Annotated in this window: 2 protein-coding genes; both read left to right on the plus strand. The window is 63.5% G+C overall.

Annotated features, from left to right (window positions below; translation table 11 throughout):
- The first annotated feature begins 84 nt into the window (after positions 1-84).
- A complete protein-coding gene (gene dnaK, locus NW860_RS04330) occupies positions 85-1,986 on the plus strand; it encodes a molecular chaperone DnaK (RefSeq protein WP_414512625.1) in 1,902 nt (633 codons plus the stop codon).
- A 52-nt stretch (positions 1,987-2,038) separates the two neighbouring features.
- Positions 2,039-2,303: DnaJ domain-containing protein (locus NW860_RS04335; RefSeq protein ID WP_414512627.1), on the plus strand; the 265-nt coding region annotated here is incomplete at its 3' end.

Genomic DNA, 2,303 nt, shown 5'->3' on the forward strand with positions numbered 1-2,303 from the left:
GGGAACTTTTCCCCCACGCGTGAAGTATCGAAGGCTGTGGAAACTTTCCGCAGCGCACGAAAATAACGATAGGAGGCACTGACTATGGGTAAGGTTGTTGGGATTGACTTAGGGACGACGAACTCGGTGATTGCCGTGCTGGAAGGTGGCGAGCCTGTGGTGATTCCGACGGCGGAGGGCGGTCGCCTGTGCCCGTCGGTGGTGGGCTTCACCAAGACGGGCGAGCGGCTGGTGGGCGCGCCTGCCAAGCGCCAAGCCGTCGTGAACCCCGAAAACACGATTTTCTCCATCAAACGCTTCATCGGGCGACGCTACGACGAGGTGGAGGAAGAGCGCAAGCGCGTGCCCTACAAGGTAGTCGCCGACAGCAAGGGCGACGCAGCCGTATACATCCCCGCGCTGGACAAAACCCTGCGCCCCGAAGAGATCTCGGCGATGGTGCTGCAGAAACTTAAGGCGGACGCCGAAGCCTACTTGGGCGAAAAGGTGGACGCGGCGGTGATTACTGTGCCCGCCTACTTCAACGACGCACAGCGCACCGCCACCAAAAACGCGGGTGAAATCGCGGGGCTGAAGGTGCTGCGCATCATCAACGAGCCGACCGCCGCCGCGCTCGCCTACGGACTGGACAAGAAAACCAACGAGACCATCCTCGTGTTCGACCTTGGCGGTGGCACCTTCGATGTCTCGATTCTGGAAGTCGGCGACGGCGTGTTCGAGGTGAAGTCCACTTCGGGCGATACGCACCTTGGCGGCGACGACTTCGACCAGCGCATCGTCGATTACCTCGCCGACGAGTTCAAGAAAGAGCACGGCATCGACCTGCGCCAAGACCGCCAGGCGCTGCAGCGCCTCAAGGAAGCCGCCGAACGCGCCAAAATCGAACTCTCCACCGTGACGACCACCACGATCAACTTGCCGTTCATCACGGCAGACGCGAGCGGACCCAAGCACCTCGATATGACGCTCACCCGCGCGAAGTTCGAAGACCTGTGCGCCGACCTGTTCGAGCGGCTCAAGGGACCCATCTTCCGCGCGTTGGAGGACGCTGGTCTCAAGCCGAGCGATGTCGACGAGGTGGTGCTGGTGGGTGGCTCGACGCGCATCCCCAAAGTGCAGGAGATGGTGCGCCAGATCACGGGCAAGGAGCCGCATAAGGGCGTTAACCCCGACGAGGTGGTCGCCATCGGCGCGGCGATTCAGGCGGGCGTGCTGTCGGGCGAGGTCAAGGACATCGTGCTGCTGGATGTCACCCCGCTCTCGCTGGGCATCGAGACCAAGGGCGGCATCTTCACCGTGCTGATCCCGCGCAACACGACCATTCCGACGCGCAAGAGCGAAATCTTCACCACCGCCGCCGATGGGCAGACCAGCGTCGAGGTGCGCGTCTATCAGGGCGAGCGACCGATGGCGCGCGACAACAAACTGCTCGGCGTGTTCCACCTCGATGGCATCCCGCCCGCGCCTGCAGGCGTGCCGCAAATCGAGGTGACCTTCGACATCGACGCCAACGGCATCCTGCAGGTCTCGGCGAAGGACCTCGGCACGGGACGCCAGCAGAGCATCCGCATCACAGGCTCGACGAACCTCACGCGCGAGGAAGTCGAGCGCATGGTGCGCGAAGCGGAGGCGAACGCCGAACGCGACCGCCAACTGCGCGAGCAAGCCGAGCAACTCAACCGCGCCGAACGGCTTGCCATCGATACCGAGCGACTGCTCAAGGAGCAGGGCGAGGCGATTAGCGCAAGCGACCGCGAACGCGCTGAGACGCTCATCCGCGACATCCGCGAGGCGATTCAGCAGCAGAACGCCGAACGCGCCATCAGCCTGATGAGCGAACTGGAGAGCCTGACCTACCGCATCATGGAGCAACTCTACCAGCAGCGCACGGCAGGCTACGCCAGCGACACAGGCGCAACCGCAGGCGCGACCAGCGGCACAGGCGGCGACGATGTGATCGACGCCGAGTACCGCGAGGAGAAGTAAACGCCTATGGCGCGGCGGCGACCCCGCCGCGCCCCTGTAGGGGGTGAAACCGATGCGCGACTTCAAGGACTACTACCAGGTTCTGGGCGTCTCGCGGGACGCCGACGAGAAGGAAATCAAAGCGGCGTACCGCAAACTCGCGCGCAAGTATCACCCCGATGTCAACCCCGGCGACAAAGCCGCCGAAGAGAAGTTCAAAGAGATCAACGAAGCCTATCAGGTGCTGTCGGACCCCGAAAAGCGCGCGGCGTATGACCGCTACGGCGAGCAGTGGCAAGCCTACCAACGCATGCGCGAGCAGTACGGCGAGAACTTCC

It is taken from the genome of Synechococcus sp. F70.1 (assembly GCF_047502745.1).
Taxonomy (GTDB): domain Bacteria; phylum Cyanobacteriota; class Cyanobacteriia; order Thermostichales; family Thermostichaceae; genus Thermostichus.

Bases quoted from the DNA above. Each gene is read 5' to 3' on its own strand.
- dnaK (WP_414512625.1), top strand. From the start codon at position 85: ATGGGTAAGGTTGTTGGGATTGACTTAGGGACGACGAACTCGGTGATT.